General features: G+C 60.9%; 12 protein-coding genes. 8 read left to right on the top strand and 4 right to left on the bottom strand.

Annotation, left to right across the window (positions count from 1 at the left end; all coding sequences use genetic code 11):
* Positions 1-24: 24 nt before the first annotated feature.
* Positions 25-840 carry an AraC family transcriptional regulator gene (locus PLD_RS23095; RefSeq protein ID WP_159896865.1) on the top strand — a complete coding sequence of 272 codons (816 nt, stop codon included), beginning with the start codon at positions 25-27 and terminating at the stop codon, positions 838-840.
* Between the two features lie 51 nt (positions 841-891).
* Positions 892-1,785, top strand: coding sequence for a DMT family transporter (locus tag PLD_RS23090; RefSeq protein ID WP_159896863.1), 894 nt, complete (start codon positions 892-894; stop codon positions 1,783-1,785).
* On the opposite strand, the gene PLD_RS23085 is transcribed toward PLD_RS23090, so the two are convergent.
* A complete protein-coding gene (locus PLD_RS23085) occupies positions 1,779-2,066 on the bottom strand; it encodes a SelT/SelW/SelH family protein (protein WP_159896861.1) in 288 nt (95 codons plus the stop codon). The genes PLD_RS23090 and PLD_RS23085 overlap by 7 nt on opposite strands.
* Positions 2,067-2,139: 73 nt before the next feature.
* Between PLD_RS23085 and PLD_RS23080 the strand changes: the two genes are divergently transcribed.
* Positions 2,140-4,329, top strand: coding sequence for a patatin-like phospholipase family protein (locus PLD_RS23080; RefSeq protein WP_159896859.1), 2,190 nt, complete (start codon positions 2,140-2,142; stop codon positions 4,327-4,329).
* A 97-nt stretch (positions 4,330-4,426) separates the two neighbouring features.
* Here the strand turns inward: PLD_RS23080 and PLD_RS23075 are convergent, their stop codons facing one another.
* Together PLD_RS23075 and recQ are read right to left on the bottom strand one after the other, a co-directional pair.
* A complete protein-coding gene (locus PLD_RS23075) occupies positions 4,427-4,861 on the bottom strand; it encodes a MarR family transcriptional regulator (protein ID WP_159896857.1) in 435 nt (144 codons plus the stop codon).
* Between the two features lie 120 nt (positions 4,862-4,981).
* Positions 4,982-7,108, bottom strand: a complete 2,127-nt coding sequence (gene recQ, locus PLD_RS23070) for a DNA helicase RecQ (RefSeq protein ID WP_159896855.1) — start codon at positions 7,106-7,108, stop codon at positions 4,982-4,984.
* Between the two features lie 275 nt (positions 7,109-7,383).
* Between recQ and PLD_RS23065 the strand changes: the two genes are divergently transcribed.
* Both PLD_RS23065 and PLD_RS23060 read left to right on the top strand, forming a co-directional pair.
* Positions 7,384-7,971, top strand: coding sequence for a YecA family protein (locus tag PLD_RS23065; RefSeq protein WP_159896853.1), 588 nt, complete (start codon positions 7,384-7,386; stop codon positions 7,969-7,971).
* A gap of 10 nt (positions 7,972-7,981) precedes the next feature.
* Positions 7,982-8,377 (top strand): YbaN family protein, encoded by a 396-nt coding sequence (locus tag PLD_RS23060; RefSeq protein WP_159896851.1) that lies wholly within the window; start codon positions 7,982-7,984, stop codon positions 8,375-8,377.
* A 45-nt stretch (positions 8,378-8,422) separates the two neighbouring features.
* Here PLD_RS23060 and PLD_RS23055 read toward each other — a convergent pair whose 3' ends face one another.
* Positions 8,423-17,752, bottom strand: a complete 9,330-nt coding sequence (locus tag PLD_RS23055) for a retention module-containing protein (RefSeq protein ID WP_159896849.1) — start codon at positions 17,750-17,752, stop codon at positions 8,423-8,425.
* Positions 17,753-18,326: 574 nt separating this feature from the next.
* Here PLD_RS23055 and PLD_RS23050 point away from each other — a divergent pair.
* Genes PLD_RS23050 through PLD_RS23040 form a run of 3 tightly spaced genes read left to right on the top strand, consistent with a single transcriptional unit; the run spans position 18,327 to position 23,248 of the window.
* Positions 18,327-19,703, top strand: a complete 1,377-nt coding sequence (locus PLD_RS23050; protein ID WP_159896847.1) for a TolC family outer membrane protein — start codon at positions 18,327-18,329, stop codon at positions 19,701-19,703.
* A gap of 18 nt (positions 19,704-19,721) precedes the next feature.
* The gene (locus tag PLD_RS23045) at positions 19,722-21,881 is read left to right on the top strand and encodes a type I secretion system permease/ATPase (RefSeq protein WP_159896845.1); all 2,160 of its coding nucleotides are present in this window, start codon (positions 19,722-19,724) and stop codon (positions 21,879-21,881) included.
* Positions 21,882-21,892: 11 nt separating this feature from the next.
* The gene (locus PLD_RS23040; RefSeq protein ID WP_159896843.1) at positions 21,893-23,248 is read left to right on the top strand and encodes an HlyD family type I secretion periplasmic adaptor subunit; all 1,356 of its coding nucleotides are present in this window, start codon (positions 21,893-21,895) and stop codon (positions 23,246-23,248) included.
* Positions 23,249-23,326 lie beyond the last annotated feature (78 nt).

Here is a 23,326-nt window from a genome sequence, read left to right as displayed (position 1 = left end):
TGGCGCTCTGCCAAGGAGACCGTGATGGGATCTATCCTCACCCTGCGCCATTACAGCCACGACCTGATCGCCCACAGTCATGAGCACGCACAACTGGTGTTCGGGCTCTCGGGCCTGCTCGACTTTGAAATCGAAGGCCGGGGCAGCCAGGTACAACAACAGAGCTTTGTCGTCGTGCCTGCCGGTACACGGCATATCTGCGGCAGCCCCAAGGGCAGCCACTGCCTGGTCCTGAACGTACCCGACGAACATTGGTTGCAAGATGCACTGGGCCCCCATGCCGCTGCCAGCCGGCAACTGCTGGACAGTCCCCAGCGGCGCATCCTTGAGCCGATCCAGAGCCGTCTGGTCAACTGGCTGGCAGAAAGCCCAGTGGATGATCCCTTGATTGCCCGGCAAGGTGCGGCGCTGCTATTGGCCAGCCTCAACCATTCGCCATGCCGCCCTACCGATCAGCGTCGCCTGCCCTATGTCGCCTTGCACGCCTATATTGATCGGCATGTGGCACATCCACTGCAAGTGGCCGATCTGGCACGGATCGCCGGCATTTCCAGCGCCCGCCTGCATGCCCGATTCGTCGCCGAGTGCGGTCGTACCCCCATGGATTATGTGCGTTATCGACGCCTGGAAATGGCTGTACAGCTCCTGCGCGGATCCAGCCTGCCCATCGGCGAGATTGCCAGCCGCGTCGGCTACAGCTCCCAAAGTGCCTTTGCCGCGGCGATACTCCGGGAGTTCGGCCTCTCGCCACGTCGGCTCAGGCAGGCAGCAAACGCTAATCTCTCGACAAAAAACGCCAGGATCGCGACAGACGACTGTGCAGCGCCCCTCATAAACTGAGCCGGTAGCCGTTCAAGACCATCACTGGTCGTCTTATTGTTAAGGATAGAAATGACTCCGCGTACCGCCCTTGGCGCCCTGCATATTGGCGCTCTGATGTTCGGCCTGACCGGTGTATTGGGTAAGCTAGCGACCGCCTCGCCGACTGTTATCGTCTTCGGTCGCGCCACTTTTGCCGTACTCGCCCTGAGCTTCTTTGCCCGACTGGCCAGTAATGCGCGCTGGCAAAAACTGGCGGCCAGTGACTGGCGCCGTCTGTTGCTCAGCGGACTGCTGCTGGCCGGTCACTGGGTTAGTTTTTTTGTCGCGGTGAAAGTGGCCGGGGTGGCCATCGCCACCTTGGGCTTCGCCAGTTTCCCGGCCTTCACGGTGATACTCGAGGGATTGATCTTCCGCGAGCGGATTCGCTTCAACGAGATACTGCTGGTGATCCTGGTGAGCATCGGACTGGTGCTAGTCACTCCAGATTTCGATCTGGCCAGCCAAGCCACTGCGGGGCTGATCTGGGCCGTAGCGTCGGGGCTGCTCTTTGCCTTGCTGTCATTGAACAACCGCGCCAGCTCCTCACGGATTCCGGCAGTCCAGGCCGCGTTGTGTCAGAACGTCGTAGTTGCCCTGTGCCTACTGCCAGTGGCGGCACCGGAACTTGGCCAAGTGCGGGCCATGGACTGGCTGTGGATCAGCCTGCTGGGCATCTTCTGCACAGGCCTGGCCCACAGCCTGTTTGTCGCCAGCCTGGCGGTGATCAAGGCACGCACCGCAGCGATGGTCTTCGCCCTGGAACCGGTCTACGGGATTACCGTGGCCTGGCTGCTGTTCGGCGAAAATCCGACGCTGCGCATGCTGATGGGCGGAGCCTTGATCATCGTTGCCATCATGGTTTCAAGCCTCCTGTCGACGGGGGCTGGCGGCAAGACAGCCACGGCCGAAGCCAGCTCTCACTGAGGACGATCGTTGTGGCCGAGGTCTCGCTGCGGGTCAATTTGATCGCGAACCCGCTGCTTCAGCACCTTGGCCTCCGGAAAGCCGCCATCGGCCTTACGCTCCCAAATCTGCACATCATCACAAGTGATGCGAAAAGTCCCCCCGGTGGCGGGCTCCAGGGATACCTTGCGCAAATCATCACTGAATGTACTCAACAACTCCTGAGCCAGCCAGGCGGCGCGCAGCAGCCACTGGCATTGGGTGCAGTAGGTAATGACGATTTCGGGTTTACGTTCAGTCATGGAACGGCTGACTCCTGAGTTCAAGGGCGTCGCTATAATAGCCGGCTTTATCGCCCGTCCCCCGAGAACCACGATGCGCCGCCTGCTGTCCTGCCTGCTCCTCTGTCTGCTGCCCCTGCTCGCTCAATCCACTGAAGCGCCGCGACCGAAAATCGGCCTGGTGCTGTCCGGAGGCGCCGCCCGCGGCCTGGCGCATATTGGCGTGCTCAAGGCCCTGGAGGAACAAGGCATCCGCATCGATGCGATCGCGGGCACCAGCATGGGTGCGGTGATCGGCGGGCTCTACGCTTCAGGCTACAAGATTGACGAGTTGGAGAAGCTCGCGCTGAACATCGACTGGAAGCAGGCTTTGTCGGATGCGCCGCCGCGCGAAGACGTGCCCTTTCGACGCAAGCAAGATGATCGGGACTTTCTGGTCAAACAGAAGCTCAGTTTCCGTGACGATGGCAGCTTGGGCCTGCCCCTTGGGGTGATCCAGGGCCAGAACCTGGCGCTGCTGCTAGAGAGCAAACTCGCCCACGCCAGCGACACCCGCGACTTTGACAAATTACCAATCCCGTTTCGCGCCGTGGCCACCGACATCGCCAGTGGCGAAAAGGTGGTATTTCGCAAAGGCCATCTGCCCCAGGTAATTCGCGCCAGCATGTCGATCCCCGCTGTGTTCGCGCCGGTGGAGTTAGATGGCCGGCTCCTGGTGGATGGCGGCATGACCGACAACATCCCTCTGGATGTCGCCCGGGAGATGGGCGTCGACATTGCCATCGTCGTCGACATCGGCACCCCATTGCGCTCGCGCAAACAACTCAAGACCGTGGTGGACGTGCTCAACCAATCCATCACCCTGATGACCCGGCGCAACTCAGAGGCGCAACTGGCGACGCTGCACCCGAGCGATGTGCTGATTCAGCCGCCCTTGTCGAGTTTCGGTGTTACCGACTTCGGTCGAGCCCAGGAGATGATCGACGCCGGCTATCGCGCCACCCGCATTCTCGATGCGCGCCTGGCGCACTTGCGTAGGGCACAACCGCTGGATGGCGAACTGAACGCCGCGCGCCAACCCAGCCAGCGCACGCCGATCATCAACGCGATCAAGGTCGAAAACAACTCCAAGGTCAGCGACGAGGTGATCCGCTACTACATCCGCCAGCACATCGGCGAGCCGCTGGACCTGGGTCGCCTGGAAACCGACATGGGCACGCTGTACGGCCTGGACTTCTTTGAACAAGTGCAATATCGCGTGGTGCACAAAGGCAAAGACAACACGTTGGTGATCAGCGCCCGGGGCAAGCGCAGCGGCACCGACTACCTGCGTCTGGGCCTGAATCTATCCGATGACATGCGTGGCGACAGCGCCTTCAATATCGGCGCCAGCTACCGCATGAATGGCATCAACAGCCTCGGCGCGGAGTGGCTGACGCGGATGCAGATCGGCGACCAACAAGAGATCTACAGCGAGTTCTACCAACCTCTTGACGCTGGCTCGCGCTACTTCATCGCACCGTTTATCGTGGCCGAAGCGCAGAATGTCGAAGCGGTGCTGGAGAACGACCCGATCGCCGAGTACCGCCTGGAACGCTACGGCCTGGGCCTCAATCTGGGGCGACAGATCGGCAACAGCGGCGAAGTGCGTTTCGGTATCGGCGAAGCCTGGGGCAAGGCTGACGTACGTATTGGTGACCATAATCTGCCCAGCGAGCACTTCAACGAGGGGTACTACCAATTGCAGTACTCCTTCGACTCTTTAGACAACGTCTACTTTCCCCACTCAGGTGAAGACATCGGCCTGACCTTGCGCCAATTCGAACCCAGCCTGGGCTCGGACAACCGCTACCGGCAGTGGGAGTTCAAGTTGGACAAGGCCCTAAGCAGCGGCCCCAATACCTTGGTCCTGGGCGGGCGTTATGGCCGGACCCTGGACGACGCCGAAGTGGTGACCTCAAGCTTCTTGCTCGGCGGCGCCCGACAGTTGTCCGGCTTCCGCCAAAATGCCCTGTCCGGGCAAAACCTTACCCTGGCTCGCGCGGTGTATTTCCGACGGTTGACGCCTCGTTCCTACCTGCCACTGGACTTCCCACTGTACCTGGGAGGATCGCTGGAACGCGGGCGGGTATGGAACAACGACAATGCCTTCGACAGTGGCTTTATCAACGCTGCGAGTATTTTCCTCGGCTTCGACACCCCGTTGGGTCCGTTGAACTTCAGCTACGGCTTCAACGACGATAACCAAAAGGCCCTGTCGCTGAACCTGGGCCAGACCTTCTGACAGACGCGCAAGTGCCGCACCGGGTGGCGCAATCAGCAACATTCAGGGATAGGCAAAAACAGGACGAACCGGGGTCCGGCAACCCCGGTTGAAGGCTTCAAGACTTTTCCAGATTGGCCAGGATGCGCCCATGAACGCGCATACAGACCCTCAGGTCTTCGTCGTCGACCCCCACGAACAGCTCATGGCGCAACGCGGTGGCGATGGTTTCGATCTGCTCGATCAAGGGCCGGGCGGAAGGACAGAGGACGATTTTCTTCGCTCGACGATCTTCCAGCACCGACTGGCGCTGAACCAAGCCTTGGGTTTCCAGGCTGTCCAGCAACCGGGCCAGGGTCGGCCCTTCTACACCGACGCTTTGCGCCAGCTCGCGCTGGGTTGGCGCGTCTTCGAAGCGGGCCAGGTGCAGTAACACCAGCCAACGGGCCTGGGACAGGCCGAGTCCGGCCAGACGGCGATCCAGTTCGGCACGCCAGCCGCGAGACATATGCGCCAGCTGCATACCAAAACGGTGTTCATCGGTTAACGGCATAAAACACTCATGATTAGACTGAAAATAAAGAAAACCTAATTATTAGTCAGCTAAGCATGCCCCTTGCCATGAGGCAAGGCCCGCAAGGGACTGAATCGTTACAACATTGACGCACCCCCCTCAAATTTCAAACTCCGACTGCAACGCCGCACGTACGCAATACAAAACGCCTTCAGGCACTCGTCCGGCGAACAGCTCACTGATCTCGGCCACCGGCGGTAATTCGCCTTCGCCGTCGAGGAAGGCGTCCTGGATTTCTCCCAGCAGGTCTTCCGGTAAGTCCAACGCCTGTTCGAGGGACAACTGCTGTTTGCCAATGGCTTCGGCCAGCAGGGTATAGACGTTCTTTTCCGTGCATTGCAACTGGCCAGCGATCTGTACCGGGGTCATCCCGGCGCGGGCCAGGGTAATCAACTCATGGCGAATGTCGGCGACCACTTTTGGCGCCTCGACACCGCCTCCTAACACGTCGAGGAAGGCAGCACCATAACGCTCCAACTTGCGTGCACCGACCCCGCTGACCTCGGCCATTTCCGCCATGGAGCCCGGCTGGCTGCGGAGCATTTCCAGCAAGGTGGAGTCGGGGAAAATGACATAAGGCGGAACACCATGCTCTTCCGCCAACTTGCGCCGCAGAGCACGCAGCGCCTCCCATTGCTCGCGCTCCTCGCCCCGCACCAACTGGCTGGCCTGACTGGTGCTGCTCTTGGGACTGCTCTGCGGCTTGAGGTCGCGACGCAGTTCCAGGGTAACTTCGCCCTTGAGCAAGGGCCGACAACTGTCGCTCAGGCGCAGGCCGCCGTAACCTTCCAGGTCAATGTCGGCCAGCCCGCGGGCCACCAGTTGCCGGAACAGCGAACGCCATTCACCCTCGCTACGAGCTTTGCCAACACCAAATACCGAGAGGTGCTGATGGCCGAAACTGCGGACTTTTTCCGTGTCCTTACCCAGCAACACATCCACCAGATGCCCGACCCCATAACGCTGGCCTGTACGATAAATCGCTGACAGCGCCTGACGCGCCGGCTCAGTGGCATCCCAGGTCTGCACCCCATCAACGCAGTTATCGCAGTGACCGCAAGGTTGCGGCATGTCTTCATCGAAATAGGCCAGCAGGGTCTGGCGCCGACAGCGGGTTTCTTCGCACAGCGCCAGCATTGCATCGAGCTTGTGTTGTTCAAGACGCTTGTGGCGCTCGTCGCCTTCGGAGTTCTGCAGCATCTGCTTGAGCATCAACACGTCCTGCAGCCCATAAGCCATCCAGGCATCCGCCGGCAGACCATCACGACCAGCACGACCAGTCTCCTGGTAGTACGCCTCCAATGATTTGGGCAGGTCCAGGTGCGCCACAAAGCGCACGTTGGGCTTGTCGATCCCCATGCCAAAGGCAATGGTCGCCACCATGATCAGGCCTTCCTCATTGAGGAAACGCTTCTGGTGATAGGCACGCAACTCATTGGGCAGCCCGGCGTGATACGGCAATGCAGTGAAGCCTTGCTCACAGAGGAAAGCCGCCACTTCGTCGACCTTCTTGCGCGACAGGCAGTAGACGATCCCGGCATCGCTGCGCCGCTCATTGAGGAACGCCTGCAACTGCTTGCGCGGCTGCTCCTTGGGGACAATGCGATAGAAGATGTTCGGCCGATCGAAGCTGGACAAAAAGCGTTCGGCATCCTGCAGGTGCAGACGATTGACGATCTCTTCGCGGGTGCGCTTGTCGGCGGTGGCGGTCAGTGCAATACGCGGCACAAGGGGGAACATTTCCGCCAACTGCCCCAGTTGCAGGTACTCGGGACGGAAGTCATGCCCCCACTGGGACACACAGTGAGCTTCATCAATGGCAAACAGGGCGATGTCCAGACTTTGCAGGAAGGCCAGCATGCGCGGCTGAACCAGACGCTCGGGGGCCAGGTAGAGCATCTTCACTTCGCCGCGACGGATCCGCGCCGCCAGGTCACGCTGCTGCTCGGCGCTCAGGGTTGAGTTCAAGGCTGCCGCCGCGACGCCAAGCTCTTCAAGGGTAGCCACTTGATCGTCCATCAACGCGATCAGCGGCGACACCACCACCGCCAAGCCCTCACGCAGCAGGGCTGGCACTTGGAAACACAGCGACTTGCCGCCGCCGGTGGGCATCAACACCAGGGCATCGCCGCCGCTGGCCACGCGCTCAATGATCGCACCTTGGCGACCGCGGAAGCTGTCGTAGCCGAAGATGTCCTTGAGGACGCGTTGAGCCTGCTCGAGCATGAAAAACTCCAAAAATCGCTGAATTCCCAACACTCAGACTGGCCGAAAAGTCGGCACGCTTCACCGATCCAAGCGTTAGCCGACTTGTCCGCACTCGCCCTCGGGCCTGTTGGGCATCACAAAACGCGCGAGTATACCCGAGGCCTTCCCGCCACAGGGCACCGACAATGGACCGCTGGTAATCTTTAGAACCGTTCATATCTGCCCCGTGGCTGGCTTGAGCGCTCAAGAAAGCCTAGAATTCAGCATCGTTTATTCCCCAAGGTAGCCCGTCAATGTCCTTCGCTGAGCAACTAACCCGCCTGCAAGTCTTCCTCGACGCAGATGATCTGCACGACGAGGCGCTGGACTACGTGGCCGCTCACGGCTACCTGACCGCACTGTCGATCTGCTCGGAAAACGTTCCTGACCGTGAGTGGATCGATGCCCTGTTCGCCGAAGAACCGCACTACAGCGACGATGCCGAGCGCGAAGTGATCGAGTCGACCCTGCTGGCCCTCAAGGCGCATATCGCGCGCCAACTGGCTTCCGACGAAGAATTCGAGCTGCCGTGCGAGCTCGACCTGGGTGACGACCCGGACGACTCCGACCTGCGCGGCTGGTGCATCGGTTTCATGGAGGGCGTGTTCCTGCGCGAAGCCGCCTGGTTCGAAACCGCAGAGGAAGAAGTCAGCGAGATGCTACTGCCGATCATGGTGGGATCCGGCCTGTTCGACGAACAACCCGAGTTCTCCGACATCGCGACCGATGCCAACCTGATGGACGACATGATCGTACAGATCCCCGAAGCCCTGACCGCTCTGTACCTGCTGTGCAACGCGCCCGACGAAAAACCAGCACTGCTCAAGCCTCGTCACCACTGAGTCGTCGCCTATGGCCACGCCCATAGGCCAACGTTCCCTGCTGTTGCGTTACGTTCTGTTGGCCATCGGCTGGCTGAGCGTAGCGCTAGGGGTACTCGGCATCTTCCTTCCAGTATTGCCCACCACGCCCTTTCTACTGCTGGCGGCCGCATGCTTTGCCCGCAGTTCGCCGCGCTTCTATCAATGGCTGGTGCAACACCCGCACCTGGGCCCATGGATTCGCGATTACCTGGAAGGTAATGGCATTCCGCTCAAGGGCAAGGTCTATGCGATCGGCCTGATGTGGCTGAGTATCGGTTTCTCCTGCTACCTGGTGCCCCTGCCCTGGGCTCGAGGATTCATGCTGACCAGCGCAGTGCTGGTCAGCCTCTATATCCTGCGGCAGAAAACCTTGCACCGCCCCTGACAACAGCACCAACGGCCACAAGGTCAGTACCTGCCGCTCACGTATTCAGACCGTATCCACCTTCAACGAATGGTCGTTGAGCATGCCATTGATGATGGTGGCGGTATCCGCGCCACCGGCAATCACACCTCCCGCTCCCGGGGTGACCCCATAATGCGTCGCCAGGTCGACCCCCGCCAGATCGATGGTCTGAGTCGGCGTGGCCCCTGCCACCGCACTGACATCAATGCTGGTGACCAAACTGGCGCCGCTGCCGGTGACCTTGAAATGCAGGTAATCATCCAGGGACGCGGAGGTAGCGTTTTCCCCCTGAAGCAGTTGTGACAGGTCCAATTTGTCGGTGCCCGGCGTGAAGTCGGTCACCACATCGTGACCGCTGTTGCCCTGCAGCCACTGGAAGGTGTCGCTGCCGCCGCCCCCGGTCAAGGTGTTGTTACCCATACCGCCAATCAGCAGATCGTCGCCACTGCCACCATTGAGCACATCGTCGCCCAGGCCACCGGTGATGACGTTGGCATTGCCATCCCCGGTCAGGGTGTCGTTGTAATTCGAACCCACCAGGTTCTCGATGCCGGTCAAGGTGTCGGTTCCGGCCCCGAGGGTATTTTGCGCCCCCAGCAGGCCGAGACTGACCGTCACCCCAGCCGTTGCATGGGCATAACTGGCGGTATCAGTGCCTGGACCACCATCCAGCAAGTCGTTGCCCGGCCCGCTGAACAATAGGTCATTGCCATCGCCGCCCTGCAGGGTGTTGTTGCCCGAGCCCGCTGTCAGCACATCGTTGCCGTCACCGCCATTGAGGGTGTTGTCGCCGCTGCCCGCTACCAGCACGTCGTCACCGGAAGTGCCGGTCAAGGTGTGTCCATCCTGATAGGAGATACTCACCGCCGCTACATCGCTGCCGCCGTGGCTATCGCTGGCCGTGTAGGTGCCGTTGTAGTCCGGCGTGACGCTCTGCGCCCCGGAGTAATCGACGGTCATGGTCAGTTGATAGTATTCCGCAGCATTAGTGTTGCCACCGCTGGTGTTGGTGATGTTGACGAGATGGATCTGGTAAACCCCATCCGCCGCCGCGGTGAAGGTGCCACCATCGGCGATGGCGGTGTAGGCACCACCGTTGAAGGCGTACTCCATGGTGACGTGCCCTGCCGCAAGGTTGTGGTTCAGATTCAGGGTTTCTCCCTGTTTGAGGTTTACGGTGATGACATCTTCATCGTTGGCGTTGGAGTTAGTGACCGCCCCCAGATAACCACTGACCAGCACCACCGCGGTCATGGTCGCGGTGGTGGCGTTAAACGAGGCCCGGTCAACAGTAATGGCCCGGTTGGCCGGTGAGTTGCTCGTGCCGGTGAAGGGGATGGTCTGCTGGTTGGGGGAAATGAAATCCGCCCCCTTGGCTACCCAACCGGTATTAAAGGTAGTCGGCGCAGCACTGAGCGGATCACCGTTGGCATCGCTGTCGTTGGCCAGCAACACATCCCCGGGAATCGCCACGCTGCTCGACAGCACATTGGTGATGATGTGGTCATCAACCGCCACCGGTGGCGTATTGGGATTGACCTTGATTACCAGGTTCGAGGTGGCCAGGTCACCATCGTTGTCGCTCACGGTGTAACCGAAAGTCTCAGTGATCACGCTGCCGGTGACCTTCTGCGAGGTGTAGCTGAAGTCACCGGTGTCGAGGTTCACCACCAAAGTGCCGCTATTGCTGGTGGTGATGCTGACGCTGTTGTTAACGGTATTGAAAGTGCCATTGTTGGTGGTGCCACTGAATGTCAGCGAGCCTTGGTTACTGTTGCCTTTGGGGTCATAGGTGTAGGTACCGCCATCGACCACGATCGATTTGATAAAACCACCGTCGGCACCAAAGCTGCCGCCATCAACCAGCAGGCTGCCGGTAACCGGGTAGCCTTGCACTGTACCGGCCAGCACCGAGTTGAGCTGACTCAAATCAGTGACCACCACCGCGTTGGTATTGATGTGGGTACTGCCATCGTAAGCCAGAGGGTCGAGGTTGGCGTTGCTGACCCCGGTCCCCAGGCCAATTGCATAGTTCTTGATGCTATTGGCATCGAGGAAGGCTTTCCAGGCCGTCTCGTCTGCAGTGCCGATTTCCTGGCCCGAGGTGGGTGCGCCATCGGAGAAAAAGTAACCAACGTTCTGCGCCCCGGTCAGTTGGCCACTGGTGACAAAGGCCAGTTTCGCTGCGGCCACTGCGGCGTCATAGTTGGTTCCGCCACCGGCGGTCAGTGTGGCGACAATCGACTTGGCAGTGGCCACGTCGACCCAGACGGGCGTTCTGTCAGTGGCTGTGCTGCTGAACGTGACAAGTTGGACTTTGACATCGCCCATATTGTCGTACTTGTCGAGCAGGGCACTGATGGCCTGCTTGGCCAGATCCAGGCGCGACAGCCCCACTACCCCCGACGGATCGGCCATGCTGCCGGACACGTCAATCACCAACAGCAAGTTGGAGTCCACCTCCACCGCAGTCACCGAGCGCTCGCTGGCCACGGCCTTAGGCACGTCATCGACAATGCTCACCAAGATGCTGCCGGTGGTGCTATTACCCAGGGCATCGGTGGCCTTGTAGGTGAAGCTCTCGCTGAGCGTGTTGCTGCCATCGTTGGCATTGGGGGTGGTTTTCGGCGCCGAGGTCAAGGTGTAGGTGTAGGTGCCATTGGGGTTGAGCAGAATCTGTCCATAACTTCCGGTGGCGCTGCCCACCAGGCTGAACGTGATGCCTCCCGAACCACCGGTAACCGAGCCGACCAAGGTGCCGCTGGCGGTTTCCGCAGTGGAGCCTGGATCGCTACCGATCACGGTGCCGGCAGCCAGGTCCTGACCGTCTTTGTTCAGATCCAAGGCCTTTTCATAGACGGTGACATCTTGATCAGTCACCGCCTTGAGGCCGCTGTCAGTGACATTGATGGTCAAGGTGGTGGTGCTTTCGTCGCCATCGCTGTCACGAATGGTGTAGGTAAAGACGTCACTGGCACCAGGCGGGTTCACCGAGTTCGGATTGCTGTGGTACACCGCATTACCGGCGGCATCCAGGGTCAGGGTGCCGTAGGTGCCATTGATGGTGCTGCCCAACCCGCCGATCGCCGAAGTCGCGGTGTTGCCGCCGGCGCGCACACCGACCACTGCCCCACCGACTGCCGCACCATCCGCGCCCAGCAGGTCATTGCCAAGCACACTGACATTGACCGTCGCGCCTTCCACCGCAGTGGTGCTATCGGCAGTAGCGATGGGCAAATCATCGACGATGTTGACGTCGATCACCCCGGCGGCCGTGCTGCCGTCGCCGTCGGTGGCCAGCACACTGAAGTGCTCGGCAATGCTGTTGGCCCCGAGTGCAGTCGGGTGGGTTTCATTATCCAGCAGCGTGTAGCTGTAGCTGACCTCACCGGTGCTGGCGTTATAGCCGGTGATACTCAGGGTGTTGCCCAGAGCAGTGGTGGCGGTCTGCGGGAACCCCGCCGCCACGCCACCTGCAACCACATTGATGCCCCCCACCGTCAGGCTTTGCAGGCCATCCGGCGCGGTGACCGTGAACGTACCGCTTTGGGTCAGCGCTGGTGCGTCTGGGTTGCTGCCGGTGCCGAGATTTTTTTCATAGACGGTGAGCTCGCCACCGTTCACATCCAGACCGTTCAAGGTCACCGGATCGTCGTTGTTGTGCACCTGCAGCACCAGGTTAGCGGTGCTGGTGTCGCCGTCCGAGTCGGTAATGGTGTAGGCGAAGTTCTCAGTACCATTGCCGTTACCGTGCAAGGCTTTGAAGTCGGCATCTGAGGGGTTTAGCGTGTAGGTGTAAGAACCATTGGCATTGAGTACCAGGGTGCCGTAGGTGCCGGTGAAAGTGCCGGCGGTAACCGGACCACTTGGCACTCGGTCCGCCCCTTGGGTGTCGTTGGTCAGCACATTGCCCGTCAGGGTCAATTGGCTTTCAGAGGCGGTGTCGGCGTTGCTGTCGTTGACCGCTGTGGGCACATCGTCCACCACGTTGACGTCCAGCGAGCCCGTGGCGCTGCTGCCGTCCACATCGGTAGCCACGACGTTGAACTGCTCGCTCAAACTGTTGGCGCCGTTGGCGGTCGGGTGTCCATCGTTACCGTTGAGGGTGTAGCTGTAGCTGACCTCACCGGTGGCCGCATTGAAGCCAGTGATGCTCAGGGTGTTGCCCAAGGCGGTGGTGATGGCTTGAGGAAAACCGGCCGCCACGCCACCGCTGACCACGGCAATACCGCCAACACTCAAGGTCTGCAGACCGTCCACAGCGGTGACCGTGAACGTGCCGCTTTGGGTCAGCGCTGGTGCGTCTGGGTTGCTGCCGGTGCCGAGATTTTTTTCGTAGACAGTGAGCTCGCCACCGTTCACATCCAGGCCGTTCAAGGTCACCGGATCGTCGTTGTTGTGCACCTGCAGCACCAGATTGGCGGTGCTGGTATCGCCGTCCGAGTCGGTAATGGTGTAGGCGAAGTTCTCAGTACCATTGCCGTTACCGTGCAAGGCTTTGAAGTCGGCATCTGAGGGGTTTAGCGTGTAGGTGTAAGAACCATTGGCATTGAGTACCAGGGTGCCGTAGGTGCCGGTGAAAGTGCCGGCGGTAACCGGACCACTTGGCACTCGGTCCGCCCCTTGGGTGTCGTTGGTCAGCACATTGCCCGTCAGGGTCAATTGGCTTTCAGAGGCAGTGCTCAGGTTGCTGTCGTTGACCGCTGTGGGCACATCGTCCACCACGTTGGCGTCCAGCGAGCCCGTGGCGCTGCTGCCGTCCACATCGGTAGCCACGACGCTGAACTGCTCGCTCAAACTGTTGGCGCCGTTGGCGGTCGGGTGTCCATCGTTACCGTTGAGGGTGTAGCTGTAGCTGACCTCACCGGTGCTGGCGTTATAGCCGGTGATGCTCAGGGTGTTGCCCAAGGCGGTGGTGATGGCTTGAGGAAAACCGGCCGCCACGCCACCGCTGACCACGGCAATACCGCCAACACTCAAGGTCTGCAGACCGTCCACAGCGGTAACCGTGAACGTACCGCTTTGGGTCAGCGCTGGTGCGTCTGGGTTGCTGCCGGTGCCGAGATTTTTTTCGTAGACAGTGAGCTCGCCACCGTTCACATCCAGGCCGTTCAAGGTCACCGGATCGTCGTTGTTGTGCACCTGCAGCACCAGGTTAGCGGTGCTGGTATCGCCGTCCGAGTCGGTAATGGTGTAGGCGAAAGTTTCACTACCGTCGCCGCCGCCCTTGAGTGCCAAGAAGGCCGGATCGGTCGGATGCACGGTGTAGGTATAACTGCCATCCGCCGCCAGTACCAGGGTGCCGTAGGTGCCGGTGAAAGTGCCGGCGGTAACGGGGCCGGAAGCCACCCGATCGGCGCCTTGCACATCGTTGGTCAGCACATTGCCCGTCAAGGTCAATTGGCTTTCAGAGGCGGTGTCGGCGTTGCTGTCGTTGACCGCTGTGGGCACATCGTCCACCACGTTGACGTCCAGCGAGCCCGTGGCGCTGCTGCCGTCCACATCGGTAGCCACGACGCTGAACTGCTCGCTCAAATTGTTGGCGCCGTTGGCGGTCGGGTGTCCATCGTTGCCGTTGAGGGTGTAGCTGTAGCTGACCTCACCGGTGCTGGCGTTATAGCCGGTGATGCTCAGGGTGTTACCCAGAGCAGTGGTGGCGGTCTGCGGGAACCCCGCCGCCACGCCGCCTGCAACCACATTGATGCCCCCCACCGTCAGGGTTTGCAGGCCATCCGGCGCGGTGACCGTGAACGTACCGCTTTGGGTCAGCGCTGGTGCGTCTGGGTTGCTGCCGGTGCCGAGATTTTTTTCGTAGACGGTGAGCTCGCCACCGTTCACATCCAGGCCGTTCAAGGTCACCGGATCGTCGTTGTTGTGCACCTGCAGCACCAGATTGGCGGTGCTGGTATCGCCGTCCGAGTCGGTAATGGTGTAGGCGAAAGTTTCACTACCGTCGCCGCCGCCCTTGAGTGCCAAGAAGGCCGGATCGGTCGGATGCACGGTGTAGGTATAACTGCCGTCCGCCGCCAGTACCAGGGTGCCGTAGGTGCCGGTGAAGGTACCGGCGGTAACGGGGCCGGAAGCCACCCGATCGGCGCCTTGCACATCGTTGGTCAGCACATTGCCCGTCAGGGTCAATTGGCTTTCAGAGGCGGTGTCGGCGTTGCTGTCGTTGACCGCTGTGGGCACATCGTCCACCACGTTGACGTCCAGCGAGCCCGTGGCGCTGCTGCCGTCCACATCGGTAGCCACGACGTTGAACTGCTCGCTCAAACTGTTGGCGCCGTTGGCGGTCGGGTGCCCATCATTGCCATTGAGGGTGTAGCTGTAGCTGACCTCACCGGTGGCCGCATTGAAGCCAGTGATGCTCAGGGTGTTGCCCAAGGCGGTGGTGATGGCTTGAGGAAAACCGGCCGCCACGCCACCGCTGACCACGGCAATACCGCCAACACTCAAGGTCTGCAGACCGTCCACAGCGGTGACCGTGAACGTGCCGCTTTGGGTCAGCGCTGGTGCGTCTGGGTTGCTGCCGGTGCCGAGATTTTTTTCGTAGACGGTGAGCTCGCCACCGTTCACATCCAGGCCGTTCAAGGTCACCGGATCGTCGTTGTTGTGCACCTGCAGCACCAGGTTAGCGGTGCTGGTATCGCCGTCCGAGTCGGTAATGGTGTAGGCGAAAGTTTCACTACCGTCGCCGCCGCCCTTGAGTGCCAAGAAGGCCGGATCGGTCGGATGCACGGTGTAGGTATAACTGCCATCCGCCGCCAGTACCAGGGTGCCGTAGGTGCCGGTGAAAGTGCCGGCGGTAACGGGGCCGGAAGCCACCCGATCGGCGCCTTGCACATCGTTGGTCAGCACATTGCCCGTCAAGGTCAATTGGCTTTCAGAGGCGGTGTCGGCGTTGCTGTCGTTGACCGCTGTGGGCACATCGTCCACCACGTTGACGTCCAGCGAGCCCGTGGCGCTGCTGCCGTCCACATCGGTAGCCACGACGCTGAACTGCTCGCTCAAATTGTTGGCGCCGTTGGCGGTCGGATGCCCATCGTTGCCATTGAGGGTGTAGCTGTAGCTGACCTCACCGGTGCTGGCGTTATAGCCGGTGATGCTCAGGGTGTTGCCCAGAGCAGTGGTGGCGGTCTGCGGGAACCCCGCCGCCACGCCACCTGCAACCACATTGATGCCCCCCACCGTCAGGGTCTGCAGACCGTCCACAGCGGTAACCGTGAACGTGCCGCTTTGGGTCAGCGCTGGTGCGTCTGGGTTGCTGCCGGTGCCGAGATTTTTTTCGTAGACGGTGAGCTCGCCACCGTTCACATCCAGGCCGTTCAAGGTCACCGGATCGTCGTTGTTGTGCACCTGCAGCACCAGATTGGCGGTGCTGGTATCGCCGTCCGAGTCGGTAATGGTGTAGGCGAAAGTCTCACTACCGTCGCCGCCGCCCTTGAGTGCCAAGAAGGCCGGATCGGTCGGATGCACGGTGTAGGTATAACTGCCGTCCGCCGCCAGTACCAGGGTGCCGTAGGTGCCGGTGAAGGTACCGGCGGTAACCGGACCACTTGGCACTCGGTCCGCCCCTTGGGTGTCGTTGGTCAGCACATTGCCCGTCAGGGTCAATTGGCTTTCAGAGGCGGTGTCGGCGTTGCTGTCGTTGACCGCTGTGGGCACATCGTCCACCACGTTGACGTCCAGCGAGCCCGTGGCGCTGCTGCCGTCCACATCGGTAGCCACGACGCTGAACTGCTCGCTCAAATTGTTGGCGCCGTTGGCGGTCGGATGCCCATCGTTGCCATTGAGGGTGTAGCTGTAGCTGACCTCACCGGTGCTGGCGTTATAGCCGGTGATGCTCAGGGTGTTGCCCAGAGCAGTGGTCATCGACTGCGGGAAGGTGCTGGCACTGCCATCACTGACCACGGCAATACCGGCAACACTGAGGTTTTTCAGGCCGTCCAGCGCCGTAACGGTAAACGTGCCGCTTTGAGTCAGAACGCTGGCATCCGGACTGCTGCCGGCGCTCAGGTTCTTCTCATAGACATTCAGCTCGCCGCCCTCGATATCCAGACCGCGCAGCAGCACCGGATCGTCGTTGTTGTGCACCTGCAGCACCAGATTGGCGGTGCTGGTGTCGCCGTCCGAGTCGGTAATGGTGTAGGCGAAAGTTTCACTACCGTCGCCGCCGCCCTTGAGTGCCAAGAAGGCCGGATCGGTCGGATGCATGGTGTAGGTATAACTGCCATCCGCCGCCAGTACCAGGGTGCCGTAGGTGCCGGTGAAAGTGCCGGCGGTGACGGGGCCGGAAGCCACCCGATCGGCGCCTTGCACATCGTTGGTCAGCACATTGCCCGTCAGGGTCAATTGGCTTTCAGAGGCGGTGTCGGCGTTGCTGTCATTAACGGCTGTGGGCACATCGTCGATGATATTGACGTCCAGAGTGCCACTCGCCGAATCGCCGTTGCTGTCGCTGGCGATGACACTAAATTGCTCGCTCAGGCTGTTGACTCCATCGCCCGCCGAGTGTGGATCATTGCCATTGAGGGTGTAGCTGTAACTGACCACGCCGGTAGCCGCGTTGTAGCCCGTAATGGTCAGGGTATTACCCAGGCCGGTGACGATGGACTGCGGGAACGCTGTCGCGACCCCGGCGCTGACCACACTGATTCCGCCGACATTCAGGCTGGCCAGGCCGTCCGGGGCCGAAACGCCGAAAGTGCCATTCTGGATCAGCGCCAAGGGATTGCTCGCCGACCCCAGTTCCAGATTGGCCTCGTTGACGGTCAGTTCACCACCGTCCACTGAAAGTCCACTCAAGCTCACCGGGTTATCAGGTCCTGCGCCATTAAGAGGCAACAGGCCATCCAGGCGTTCAGGGATGAACTCGGGAATTCCGTTAAAACCGGCAGTTGGAAAACCAATGACCGGATCGACACGCCCCCCCACCTCAGTGAGCAAAACGAAGCTGTGCCCGCCACCCAGGCCACCCGGAGCGCCGCCAGTGCCGGTAGGGCCCGCGGCAGTCGCTTCAGCGCTTTGGGTCGGGTCATCGCCGGCGGCAATGGCTTTTTGCAGTTGCTCGACATCGCTTAACTGCGCTTCGCTGGGGGTCAGCACTTGCGGGGTATCAACATGGGAGGCCTGATGATCCAGCAATTGCGCCGTCAGTTGCTGACTGCTATCGCGGCCCATGGTCAGTTCCTGACCGTTTTGCAAGCGAACCGCCACCGCGCCTTCGGCTCCGGTCACCAGTTGCTCGCCGACAAACAGCCGATCACCTTCCACCAGAGCTCGTCGGGCCCCATTGGCAGCCACTGCATAAGCTTGGCCGATCACCTGGGTCACGATGCCGATTAACGTTGCCATGTGCACTCCTCCAATGCCGAGAACAATCGGCATCCGCTTGCTTGCGGCAGTGCTGACGGTGTTAACCCATGGTTGAACAGACGCTGCGGCCGCCGACTCCGCCCTCTTGACGAAGCATGCCAGCCTCGACGTCTGGCCTTCCTTTGCACGCAATCGGATGGCGAGACCACCAGCTCCTGAAAAAACTGCACGCTCCAGGCCTGGAACCACTCAACGACTGCGGTGCGCAAAACAGGTCAAAAATAAGTCGACAAAAAAATGTCACTTCAGCCTGATCCACGCACCCTTCCTTGCAACCACTTCCCCGCCCTGAACTACCTGAAATATAAACGTCCCCAGAACCTTCAGGAACTAATGCAATGCCTGAAGAACCCGGGCTTTCGCTTCGAACAATGTATTGCTTTGACGAACATGCATAAGTTTTTTTTGGCATAAAACTTATGAGTTTTTTTTCTTAGCTATTCTTCTGAATGTTCTTAGCTCTGTTGTAAACAAGATGAGACGGCTAAATTTCAAATTTTTAGTCATTTTTTTGACGAAAACATTGTTTCACTGGATCAGGGAGAGACACCCCATGCGCGTTTTCACCCCTCTCAGCAGCGCGGTTTTATTGGCCACACTTTGTGCCAACCCGGCTCAAGCCATGTCGTTAACCGAAGCGATCCAGAGCACTCTGGACAACCACCCAGAACTGCGCGCCAGCCAAAACAACCGCCTGTCGGCGGATGAGGACGTGAAAGTGGCCAAGGGGGGGTTCTATCCGAGCCTAGACCTGAACGCGGGCTACGGCCGCGGCTACAGCGACAACACCACCACCCGTGGTTATGGCGTGACCCGCGGCACCGGTAACCACAACACCGAAACCCTGAACTACACCCAGTCGGAGTTGCGCCTGCGGCAGATGCTGTTTGACGGCTTCAATACTGCCAACGAAGTCGGGCGCACCCAGTCGGTGGTCAACTCCCGCGCCTACTACACCCGTGGTACCGCCGAAAGCCTGGCCTTGCGCACCATTGAGGTGTACCTGGAAGTGCTCAAGCGGCGCGAACTGGTGACCCTGGCCAAGAACAACCTGCAGGCCCACCTGCGGGTCAACGATCAGATCGGCCTGCGCAGCCAGCAGGGCGTCGGCAGCACCGCCGACCTCGACCAGTCCAGGGCGCGGCGCGCGCTGGCGGAGAACAACTACGACACTGCCCAGGTCGACCTGGCCGATGCCGAAGCCAACTTCTACAGCGCAGTGGGTCGCATGCCAGATGAGCTGGAAAGCCTGCCCTCGATCCGCGGCGAAGTACCGGAAAACCTCACTGACGCCAAGTTGAGCATGCTGCAGAACAACCCCTACCTGAAGTCCGCTCAGGCCGACATTCAGGCGGCAGAGAGCCAGTATGAGGTGGCCAAGTCGCCGTTCTATCCACGCTTCGATGCCGAAGCCGCGGTCAACGCCAACGACAATGTGCGCGGTGACCTTGGCCATGACAACGAATGGCGGGTCGGTGTGGTCATGAACTACAACCTGTTTCGCGGCGGCAGCGACAAAGCCCGCCTGCAATCCGACGCGCACAAAATCAACCAGGCCATGGATATCCGCAACAACGCCCTGCGCATGCTCAACGAAAACATCACCCTGGCCTGGAACGCCATGCTCAACGCCAAGAAACAAACCCCCACCGCTCGGGAATATGCCGAAACCACCACCCGGGTTCGGGCGGCCTACCAAGACCAGTTCGGCCTCGGTCAGCGCACCCTGCTCGATGTGCTGGACAGCGAGAACGAGCTGTACAACGCCAACCGTCGCTACACCGAAGTGCGCTACACCGAAGAGTTCTCCATGTACCGGGTACTGGCCAACATGGGCGAACTGCTGAGCAAGGAAAAAGTGATAGTGCCCGCCGAAGCCATTGCTCAAAGCGAAGTGAAAAGCGAGGCGCGCCTGCCAGACATGAAGTAGTCCCGTGGAGGACTCAATTTGACCAGCCTCGAAACCGGTAGCGTGCACGCCGATCCTCGTGCCAGCTTTGATGACCCGCTGTTGGACGGATTGCTCATCCTGTGCAGGCTCCACGACTGCAACGTCAGCCGCGGCAGCCTGAGCGCCGGCCTGCCGCTGGACAGACAACGCCTGAGCCTCGACCTGCTGCCCCGTGCCGCGGCCCGGGCCAGCCTCCAGGCCCGCCTGCTGCGTCGGCAGTTGGGGGCGATATCCGCCCTCAACCTGCCAGTGCTATTGATTCTGCGCGGCGGGCGCTGCGCGGTGCTGCGGCGTTGGGGCGAAGACGACCGGGCGCTGATCCTGCCCAGCGAAGCTGAAGGAGGTGAACAATGGGTCAGCCGTAAAGAGCTGGAGGATGAATACAGCGGCCAAGCGCTGTTCGCCCGCCCCCGGCATGACCTGGAAGACCTGCGCAGCCCCCTCGTACCACGGGTGAACGCCTGGTTTCGCGACACCTTGAAACTTTCCCGCTGGCTGTACAGCGACGCCATTCTCGCCAGTTTGCTGATCAACCTGCTGGGCCTGATGGTGCCGCTATTCGTGATGCAGACCTACGACCGCGTGGTACCCAACCAGGCAACCTCGACCCTCTGGGTTCTGGCCCTGGGACTGCTGATCGGCACCGGCTTCGAGCTGGTGCTGCGAGTGGTGCGGGCACATCTTTTGGATCAGGCCGGAAAAAAGACCGATGTGATCCTTTCCGCCACCCTGTTCGAACGCATCACCGGGATGGACATGAAAGCCCGTCCGGCCACCATTGGCGGCTTTGCCCAAAGCATTCATGACTTCCAGGGCCTGCGGGAATTTCTCACGGCCGTGACCCTGACCAGCCTGATCGACCTGCCCTTCGCCCTGCTGATGCTGGTGGTCATCGGCCTCCTTGGCGGCTGGCTGGTGGTCATCCCGGTGCTGGCGTTCCCCATCACCATCATCTTCGCAATGCTGATTCAGACACGCCTGCGGGACACCGTGCAAAAAAGCCTGGCCCTGGGCGCTGAACGCCAGGCCCTTTTGATCGAAACCCTTGGAGGCCTGGAAACCCTCAAGGCCTGCAGCGCCGAGAGCGAGCGCCAACACAAGTGGGAAAGCACCCACGGCGCCCTGACCCGCCTCGACAGTCACGCCCGCAACCTCTCGGCGCTGGCCACCAACGGCACCTTGTTCATCCAGCAAATGTCGGGCATGGCCACCATCGTCGCCGGGGTTTACAGCATCATCGCCGGCAACCTCAGCGTGGGCGCACTGGTGGCCACCTACATGCTCGGCAGCCGGGTACTGGCACCGCTGGGGCAAATCGCTGGGCTGATCACCCGTTATCAGCAAGCACAACTGACCATGCGCAGCACCGACGCGCTGATGGCCCTGCCCCAGGAGCGCGACGCCCGCCAACGGCCTCTGGAGCGCACCCAACTGCGTGGTGCCCTGGACATCAGCCGTGTGAGCTTTAGCTACCCCGGGCAAAGTAGCCCTGCCCTGAACAACGTCAGCTTCAGCCTCAAACCCGGTGAGCGGGTGGGCATCATCGGTCGCAGCGGGTCGGGGAAAAGCACCCTGGCCCGCCTGGTGATGGGCTTTCTGACACCGCACGAAGGCCAGTTGCTGCTGGACGGGCTGGACCTGCGACAACTGGACGTGGCCGACCTGCGCCAGCAGATCGGCTACGTCGCCCATGACCTGCCACTGCTGGCCGGTAGCTTGCGCGACAACCTGACCCTGGGCGCGCGCTACATCAGCGATTCGCGGATGCTTGAAGTCGCCGAACTGACCGCTGTCACCGAGCTGGCCCGCCAGCACCCCCAAGGCTTCGACCGGCCAGTGGGCGAACGCGGGCAACTGCTCTCGGGAGGCCAGCGTCAGGCGGTTCTGCTGGCCCGGGCACTGCTGCTCGACCCACCGATCCTGCTGCTGGACGAACCCACCAGCGCCATGGACAACAGCAGCGAGGACACCCTGCGCCAACGCCTGCACGCCAAGGTTCAGGGCAAGACGCTGTTGTTGGTGACTCACCGCACCTCGATGCTCAGCCTGGTGGATCGCCTGGTGGTGCTGGAAGAAGGAAGAATCGTCGCCGATGGACCCAAAGACGCGGTTATCGATGCACTGCGCAAGGGCCGCGTCGGCTCTGCGGCTGTCTAGGAGTGCTGAACATGCCTACGCCATCGACATTGCGGGGTTATCTGGGCAGTTGGCGCAAAAGCGCGGAAAGCGAGTTCATGCCGGAAACCGCCGGCGCTTCGTTGCAGGATTCGCCACGCGGCTCGCGACTAACGGTGTGGATTGCCGCCGCCCTGATCATCAGCGCCCTGGTCTGGGCCAAGTTTGCCGTGCTTCAGGAAGTCACCATGGGCGAAGGCAAGGCCATTCCCTCGAGCAAGATCCAGGTGATCCAGAACCTGGAAGGCGGCATCGTCACCGAAATTTTCGTCCGCGAAGGGCAAATGGTGGACAAGGGCCAGACCCTGCTGCGCCTGGACGACACCCGCTACCGTTCGAACAAGGGTGAAAGCGAAGCCGATCGCTTTGCCCTGATGGCCCAGGTCGAACGTCTGTCCGCCGAGGCCGAGGGCACGCCGTTCATACCCTCTGCCGAAGTGGTCAACAAGGCGCCGCAAGTGGCGGAGGATGAACGCTCGCTGTACGAACAGCGCCAACGACAACTGGCCAGTGAACAACGCACTCTCACCGAACAGCTGCGCCAGAAGACTCAGGAGTTAGCGGAGTTTCGCTCCAAGCAGGGGCAATACAGCTCCAGCCTGGCGCTGCTCAATCAAGAGATGAACATGTCGACGCCGCTGGTGAGCACTGGTGCAGTGTCACCGGTGGAGATCCTGCGGCTCAAGCGCAGCGCCGTGGAAATCCGCGGTTCGCTGAATGCCACCACGCTGGCCATTCCACGGGCCGAATCGGCGATCAACGAGATCAAGAGCAAAATCGACGAATCGGTACAGACCTTCCGCTCCGAGGCCGCCAAGGAACTCAATGAAAAACGCACTGACCTGTCGAAAATCACCGCCTCGGGCATCGCCATCGATGACCGGGTCAAGCGCACGACCGTGGTGTCGCCCGTCCATGGGGTGGTCAAGCAACTCAAGGTCAACACCATCGGCGGGGTGGTGCAGCCCGGCAGCGACATGGTGGAGATCGTGCCCATGGAGGACAACTTGCTGATCGAAGCCAAGGTCCGGCCCCAGGACGTGGCGTTCCTTCATCCCGGACAGAAAGCCATGGTCAAGTTCAGCGCCTACGACTACACCATCTACGGTGGCCTGAGCGCCAAGCTGGAGCTGATCAGCGCCGACACCATCACCGACGACAAGGGCAACAGTTTCTACCTGATCCAGGTACGCACCGACAAGAACCACCTGGGAGGCGACGCCCACCCGCTGCTGATCATCCCCGGCATGGTGGCCACGGTGGACATCATTACCGGCGAGAAGAGCGTGCTCGACTACCTGCTCAAACCAGTGCTCAAGGCCCGTACCGAAGCCATGCGCGAACGCTGAACGCAGCGCACGCAGGGACCGGCTGGCCGATGAAGAGGCCCTCTGATCTTGCTGCAGACTTGAGCCTTCGCGGGCGGT

This window comes from Pseudomonas sp. LD120 (assembly GCF_009861525.1).
Classification (GTDB): domain Bacteria; phylum Pseudomonadota; class Gammaproteobacteria; order Pseudomonadales; family Pseudomonadaceae; genus Aquipseudomonas.
The sequence above is the reverse complement of the archived record's forward strand: the minus strand, read 5'-3'. Positions and strand labels throughout refer to the sequence as shown.

Coding starts and splice junctions, on each gene's coding strand:
- PLD_RS23050 (WP_159896847.1), top strand. CDS start 18,327: ATGCGCGTTTTCACCCCTCTCAGCAGCGCGGTTTTATTGGCCACACTT.
- PLD_RS23075 (WP_159896857.1), bottom strand. CDS start 4,861: ATGCCGTTAACCGATGAACACCGTTTTGGTATGCAGCTGGCGCATATG.
- PLD_RS23040 (WP_159896843.1), top strand. CDS start 21,893: ATGCCTACGCCATCGACATTGCGGGGTTATCTGGGCAGTTGGCGCAAA.
- PLD_RS23065 (WP_159896853.1), top strand. CDS start 7,384: ATGTCCTTCGCTGAGCAACTAACCCGCCTGCAAGTCTTCCTCGACGCA.
- PLD_RS23055 (WP_159896849.1), bottom strand. CDS start 17,752: ATGGCAACGTTAATCGGCATCGTGACCCAGGTGATCGGCCAAGCTTAT.
- recQ (WP_159896855.1), bottom strand. CDS start 7,108: ATGCTCGAGCAGGCTCAACGCGTCCTCAAGGACATCTTCGGCTACGAC.
- PLD_RS23090 (WP_159896863.1), top strand. CDS start 892: ATGACTCCGCGTACCGCCCTTGGCGCCCTGCATATTGGCGCTCTGATG.
- PLD_RS23060 (WP_159896851.1), top strand. CDS start 7,982: ATGGCCACGCCCATAGGCCAACGTTCCCTGCTGTTGCGTTACGTTCTG.
- PLD_RS23080 (WP_159896859.1), top strand. CDS start 2,140: ATGCGCCGCCTGCTGTCCTGCCTGCTCCTCTGTCTGCTGCCCCTGCTC.
- PLD_RS23095 (WP_159896865.1), top strand. CDS start 25: ATGGGATCTATCCTCACCCTGCGCCATTACAGCCACGACCTGATCGCC.
- PLD_RS23085 (WP_159896861.1), bottom strand. CDS start 2,066: ATGACTGAACGTAAACCCGAAATCGTCATTACCTACTGCACCCAATGC.